The sequence below is a fragment of the Pseudomonas sp. MF6396 genome (genome assembly GCF_002018915.1).
Taxonomy (GTDB): Bacteria; Pseudomonadota; Gammaproteobacteria; order Pseudomonadales; family Pseudomonadaceae; genus Aquipseudomonas; species Aquipseudomonas palmensis.
Map to the genome: position 1 here is coordinate 21,115 of NZ_MVOK01000042.1, position 6,133 is coordinate 27,247.

Annotated in this window: 4 protein-coding genes and 1 pseudogene; 4 read left to right on the plus strand and 1 reads right to left on the minus strand. The window is 65.3% G+C overall.

Annotated elements, in window-relative coordinates:
• Positions 1-3: 3 nt before the first annotated feature.
• Positions 4-405, minus strand: a complete 402-nt coding sequence (locus MF6396_RS26590) for a GFA family protein (RefSeq protein ID WP_043862321.1) — start codon at positions 403-405, stop codon at positions 4-6.
• A 295-nt stretch (positions 406-700) separates the two neighbouring features.
• Between MF6396_RS26590 and MF6396_RS26595 the strand changes: the two genes are divergently transcribed.
• From MF6396_RS26595 to MF6396_RS26610, 4 genes and pseudogenes are all read left to right on the plus strand, one after another.
• Entirely contained in the window at positions 701-2,008 is a 1,308-nt protein-coding gene (locus MF6396_RS26595; RefSeq protein WP_078481910.1) for a CitMHS family transporter, read from the plus strand.
• Positions 2,009-2,083: 75 nt separating this feature from the next.
• The gene (locus MF6396_RS26600) at positions 2,084-2,857 is read left to right on the plus strand and encodes a TerC family protein (RefSeq protein ID WP_043862319.1); all 774 of its coding nucleotides are present in this window, start codon (positions 2,084-2,086) and stop codon (positions 2,855-2,857) included.
• Between the two features lie 245 nt (positions 2,858-3,102).
• Entirely contained in the window at positions 3,103-4,761 is a 1,659-nt protein-coding gene (locus MF6396_RS26605; RefSeq protein WP_043862318.1) for a Na/Pi cotransporter family protein, read from the plus strand.
• A 37-nt stretch (positions 4,762-4,798) separates the two neighbouring features.
• A pseudogene (locus MF6396_RS26610) lies at positions 4,799-6,064 on the plus strand (M16 family metallopeptidase); the annotation flags it as partial.
• Positions 6,065-6,133 lie beyond the last annotated feature (69 nt).

The following is a 6,133-nucleotide window of genomic DNA, read 5'->3' on the forward strand; positions in this document are numbered from 1 at the left end:
GCGCTATAGCGTCTCGCCGGGCTCGCCCGGCAGCTGCTCGTCCAGGTGCACCCAGGGCAGCCGGCTGTCGGTCCAGATATGCCGGCGCGGCTGCACCTGCTCCGGTGCGTCCAGGGTGGTGATGGTGATATCGATGCTTTCGGGGCTCAGGTCGGTGGTCAGCGCCATGTGCGCGCCACAGCGGCTGCAGAAGTAGCGCACGCAGCTGGCCGACGAGTCGTAGCGCTGCGGCGTGCCCAGCAGCCACTGGAAGTCCTCGCAGCGCACCGTCGCCCAGGTCACCAGCAACCCGCCGGTCACGCGCCGGCACACCGAACAATGGCAGTGCGCGACATCCTCCAGCGCACCTGCCACCCGATACCGCACGGCGCCGCAATGGCAGCCGCCTTCATGCACTTCGCCCATCCTCGTCGCTCCTGCAGACCCGCACTGGTTGATGAAACCTTCTGTCGCCTTTGTGCCGCCGAAAGCTGGCTGAAAGCTTGGGCACTTAGCATCGCCTCACCTCCGGCAAAAGACCGGTCAGCCAGGGCTCTGACTTTACTGCAGTGCCCGGCCCAATCAACAACAACAATGGTGATACTGACGTCCTTCCACGCCCGCGTTCTGCCTGCCCTCCCGCCGTCACTCCCAGCACCGCGCACATTGCGCTGATCCGTTCGTCCCTTTCTCGACGCGCCTCGCCTGGAGTAACTGCCCCATGCTGACCTTCCTCGGCTTCGCCATGGTCATCACCTTCATGTACCTGATCATGACCAAGCGCCTGTCGGCCTTGATCGCGCTGATTCTGGTACCGATCATTTTCGCCCTGTTCGGCGGCTTCTCGGGCGAGATCGGCCCGATGATGCTGCAGGGCATCAGCAAGCTGGCACCCACCGGCGTGATGATGATGTTCGCCATTCTGTACTTCGCCCTGATGATCGACTCCGGCCTGTTCGACCCGGCCGTGCGCAAGATCCTCAAGCTGGTCAAGGGTGATCCGCTGAAAGTCTCGGTGGGCACCGCCGCGCTGGCCCTGGTGGTATCGCTGGACGGTGACGGCGCCACCACCTACATGATCTGCGTGGCCGCCATGCTGCCGCTGTACAGCCGCCTGGGCATGAGCCCGCGGATCATGGCCGGCCTGATCATCCTGGCCGGCGGGGTGATGAACATGACGCCCTGGGGCGGCCCCACCGCCCGCGCCGCCAGCGCGCTGCACGCCGACCCGTCGGACATCTTCGTGCCGATGATCCCGGCCATGGCCTTCGGCGTGTTCGCCATCCTGGCCATCGCCTATATGTACGGCAAGCGCGAACGTGCCCGCCTGGGCGAACTGCACCTGCCGGGCGATGAAATCGACCACAGTGAAATCAGCGTATCGCAATATCCCGACGCGCGCCGGCCCAAACTGCTGTGGTTCAACGGCGCATTGACCCTGGCCCTGATGGTCGCGCTGATCGCCGGCCTGCTGCCGCTGCCGGTGCTGTTCATGATCGCCTTCAGCATCGCCATGGTGGTCAACTACCCGTGCCTGCAACAGCAGAAGGACCGCGTCGCGGCCCACGCCGGCAGCGTGCTGGCGGTGGTGGGGCTGATCTTCGCGGCGGGCATCTTCACCGGCATCCTGTCGGGCACCGGCATGGTCGAGGCCATGTCCAAGAGCCTGCTGGCGGTGATCCCCGAAGCGATGGGCCCGTACCTGGCGGTAATCACCGCGATCGTGAGCATGCCGTTCACCTTCTTCATGTCCAACGACGCCTTCTACTACGGCGTGCTGCCGGTGCTGGCCGAAGCTGCCAGCCACTACGGCATCAGCCCGGTGGAGATGGCCCGTGCCTCGATCGTCGGGCAACCGGTACACCTGCTCAGCCCGCTGGTACCCTCGACCTACTTGCTGGTAGCCCTGGCCGGTATAGAATTCGGCGATCACCAGCGCTTCACCCTCAAATGGGCGGTGCTGGTGTGCCTGTGCATCATGTTCGCGGCGCTGCTGATGGGAATTTTCCCGCTGTTCAGCAGCCTATAATTCATCCGTTTCATCCCAACGCTTGCGCGTCGACCCCTGCGGCGCGCAACGCCCCACACGCTCGAAGGAACACACATGGAATGGCTGACCAACCCGGAAATCTGGGTTGCCTTTTTTACCCTGACGGCTCTCGAGATCGTCCTGGGCATCGACAACATCATCATGATCTCGATCCTGGTCAGCCGCATGCCCAAGCACATGCAGCAGCGCACCCGGATCTTCGGCCTGGCGCTGGCGATGGTCACGCGCATATTGCTGCTGCTGTCGATCGCCTGGGTCATGCGCCTGACTGCCGACCTGTTCCATGTGTTCGGCCAGGGCATTTCCGGGCGTGACCTGATCCTGTTCTTCGGCGGCCTGTTCCTGTTGTGGAAGAGCTCCCAGGAGATCTACCACGGCCTCGAAGGCGAGGACGAAACCCACGACGAGCCGTCTTCCGGCAAGGCCGGTGGCAAGTTCCTGTACACCATCATCCAGATCGCGATCATCGACATCGTGTTCTCGCTGGACTCGGTGATCACCGCAGTGGGCATGGTGTCCCACGTGCCGGTGATGGTGGCGGCGATCATCGTCGCGGTGCTGGTGATGATGCTGTGCGCCAGGACCATCAGCGAGTTCATCGACAAGCACCCGTCGCTGAAGATGCTCGCGCTGTCGTTCCTGATCGTGGTCGGCACCGTGCTGATTGCAGAAGCCTTCGACGTGCACGTACCCAAGGGCTACGTCTACTTCGCCATGGCCTTCTCGCTGGCGGTGGAGGCGATCAACATCAAGATGCGCACCGCGGCGGCGAAAAAGAAACAGCAGAGCGACCCGGTGAAACTTCGCAAGGACATTCCGGGTCAGTAACACTGGCTGCGCTGAACAACAGGCCCCGAATGGGGCCTTTTGTCTTTTGGGACGGCAACGCGCCAGCGAAGATGCCCGAACCGGCGCGCGAGGTTTCAAAGCCTGTGCATGCATGCCATGCTGGCGCCACGGCCCTTGGCCGACTACAGCTTAAGTGAGCACTGGAAAAAACCGCCGGTCACCAGGCCAGGCTCACCGCGTCATCCACTTGCCCCACTGGGGCGCCTTAACAGGGGGCCGTAAGTATGCTGACCCTGCTCAACCTGCTCTCGGCCGTGGCCCTGCTGATCTGGGGCACACATATCGTACGTACCGGCATCCTGCGGGTGTACGGTTCCAACCTGCGCCGATTGCTGAGCCAGAACATGGCCAAGCGGCCCCTGGCGTTCATCGCCGGCATCCTGGTCACGGCCATGGTGCAGAGCAGCAACGCCACCGCGATGCTGGTGACCTCGTTCGTCGGCCAGGGCCTGATGACCCTCACCCCGGCCCTGGCCATCATGCTCGGCGCCGACGTGGGGACCGCGCTGATGGCGCGGGTGCTGACCCTGGACCTGTCGTGGCTGTCGCCGCTGCTGATCTTCCTCGGGGTGATCTTCTTCCTCTCGCGCAAGCAGACCCGCGCCGGGCAACTGGGGCGCGTAGGCATCGGCCTGGGCCTGATCATCCTGGCCCTGCAACTGATCGTGGAGGCCGCTGCACCGATTACCCAGGCCCAGGGCGTCAAGGTGCTGTTTGCCTCGCTGACCGGCGACATCCTGCTCGACGCCCTGGTGGGCGCGCTGTTCGCCCTGATCTCGTATTCCAGCCTGGCTGCGGTGCTGCTCACCGCCACCCTGGCCGGCGCCGAAATGATCAGCCTGCCGGTGGCCATCGGCCTGGTGATCGGCGCCAACATCGGCAGCGGCCTGCTGGCGTTCCTGAGCACCAGCATGCAGAACGCCGCCGGGCGCCAGGTGGCGCTGGGCAGCCTGCTGTACAAGCTGATCGGCCTGCTGGTGGTCATCCCGGTGCTCGACCCGCTGGTGCACTGGATGGACAGCCTGACCTTCAGCCCGCAAGAGCTGGTGATCGGCTTCCACCTCATCTACAACACCCTGCGCTGCCTGGCCCTGCTGCCCACCGCGACGCCAATGGGGCGCCTGTGCCGCTGGCTGCTGCCCGAGCGCGAGGAAACCAACGGCCACGCCAAGCCCCGCCACCTGGACCCTGCCGCGCTGGACACCCCGAGCCTGGCACTGGCCAACGCGGTGCGCGAGACCCTGCGCCTGGGCGACCTGGTCGACAGCATGCTCGATGCCATGCTCAACGTGCTGCGCGGCAGCCAGACCGCCCTGACCCAGCAGGTGCGCACCCTCAGCGACGACGTCGAGGGCCTGTACAACGCCATCAAGCTGTACCTGGCGCAGATGCCCCGCGAAGACCTCGGCGAGCACGACAGCCAGCGCTGGGCCGAGATCATCGAGCTGGCGATCAACCTCAAGCTGGCCAGCGACCTGATCGAGCGCATGCTGCGCAAGGTGCAGCAGCAGAAGACGTCGCAGCGCCGCGAGTTCTCCCAGGTGGGCCTGGAGGAGCTGACCGTGCTGCAGACCCAGCTGCTGTCCAACCTGCGCCTGGGCCTGTCGGTGTTCCTCAGTGGCGACCCGCACAGCGCACGCCAGCTGCTGCGCGAGAAGCGTCGCTTCCGCGCCCAGGAGCGGCGCCTGGCCCATGCCCACGTCAGCCGCCTGCAGCGCAAGGTGGTGCAGAGCATCGAGACCAGCTCGCTGCACCTGGAACTGATCGCCGACATGAAACGTCTCAACTCGCTGTTCTGCAGCAGTGCCTATGCGGTACTGGGCGGCAGCGATACCGGCGCCCTGATGATCGACAGCGTACCGGACGATGCCCATTCGCCTTGACCCGACGCTGCCCCGAACCCGTGCAAGGAAGCCTGTGATGCGTTGCCTGATGTTCATCTGCCTGTTGCTGGGCGCCCCTTCAAGCTTTGCCCTCGACCGCACCCAGGTCGAGGGCTACCTGTTGCCCAACGGCCTGCAGGTGCTGCTCAAGCCCGGCTACGAGCGCGACCATGTGTCGATCCGACTGGTGGTGGGCATCGGCTTCGACGACTTCCCGTGCGCGCGCCAGGAACTGCCGCACCTGCTCGAACACCTGTTGTTCAGCGGTATCGACGACACGGGCGAAGGCGGGCTGGAAGAACGCATGCAGGCCCTGGGCGGTGAATGGAACGCCTACACCAGCAGCGCCGACACCACCTTCGTCATCGAGGCCCCGGCGCGCAACCAGCGCAAGGTGCTCGACCTGCTGCTGGCCGTGCTCCAGGACACACGTATCGATGCCAACGCCTTGCAGGTGTCGAAGAGCATCGTCGAGCGTGAAGACGGCGGGCACTACACCCACCTGCAGCGCTGGCTGGACCGCCAGGACCTCGGCCATCGCGCCAGCGACCAGCTGGCGGTGGAGCTGGGGCTCAAGTGTGCCGAGCGCTCCTCGGTGCAGGACATGACCCTGGAAGAAGTGAATGAACTGCGCCAGCACTGGTACGCCCCCAACAACATGAGCCTGATCGTGGTCGGCGGCCTGGACCGCGTGCTGCCCGCCTACCTGGAGCGCACCTGGGGCCAGCTGGAGCCGGTGGAACCGGGCGAGCGCCGGGTACTCGATGGCGTGACCCACAAGGCCCAGGCGCGCCGCGAGCTGATCCGCGGCTGGCTGGGCGACAGTGCGCGGTTGCACTGGATGTTCCTGGAGCCGGTGCTGGATGAAAACCACGACGCCACCTACGACCTGCTGCAGCGCTACCTGGACTGGGCGCTGTATCGCGAATTGCGCCTGCAGCACAGCCTGTCGTACGGGCCGTCGGCGCAACGCGAGCGTTTTGGCGACACCGGCCTGTTGAGCCTGAATGCCGACCTGGACAGCGATCAGGTCGAGGCGGCCGAGCAGATCCTGGGGCAGATGATCGAGCGCCTGCGCAAGGACGGCCTGGACCGCGCCACGTTCGAGCGCATCAAGGCCGCGGCAATCGCCCGCGAAGCGTGGACCAGCCAGGGCAACAGCGCGCTGGCCGACTACTACTGGGGAGCGTTGAACGACTATGCCGACGGTCGGGTCGGCGAGGCGAAGACCCGGTTGCGCGAGGTCAGCCTGGAGGATGCGGATGCGGCGCTGCAGGCGCTGTTCGCCGAGCCTGGGTATGTGCTGTCGCTTATACACCTCTGACGCTGCCGCAGAAGAGGAGAGCAGATACACCGGCGATCGCCCAGGCGT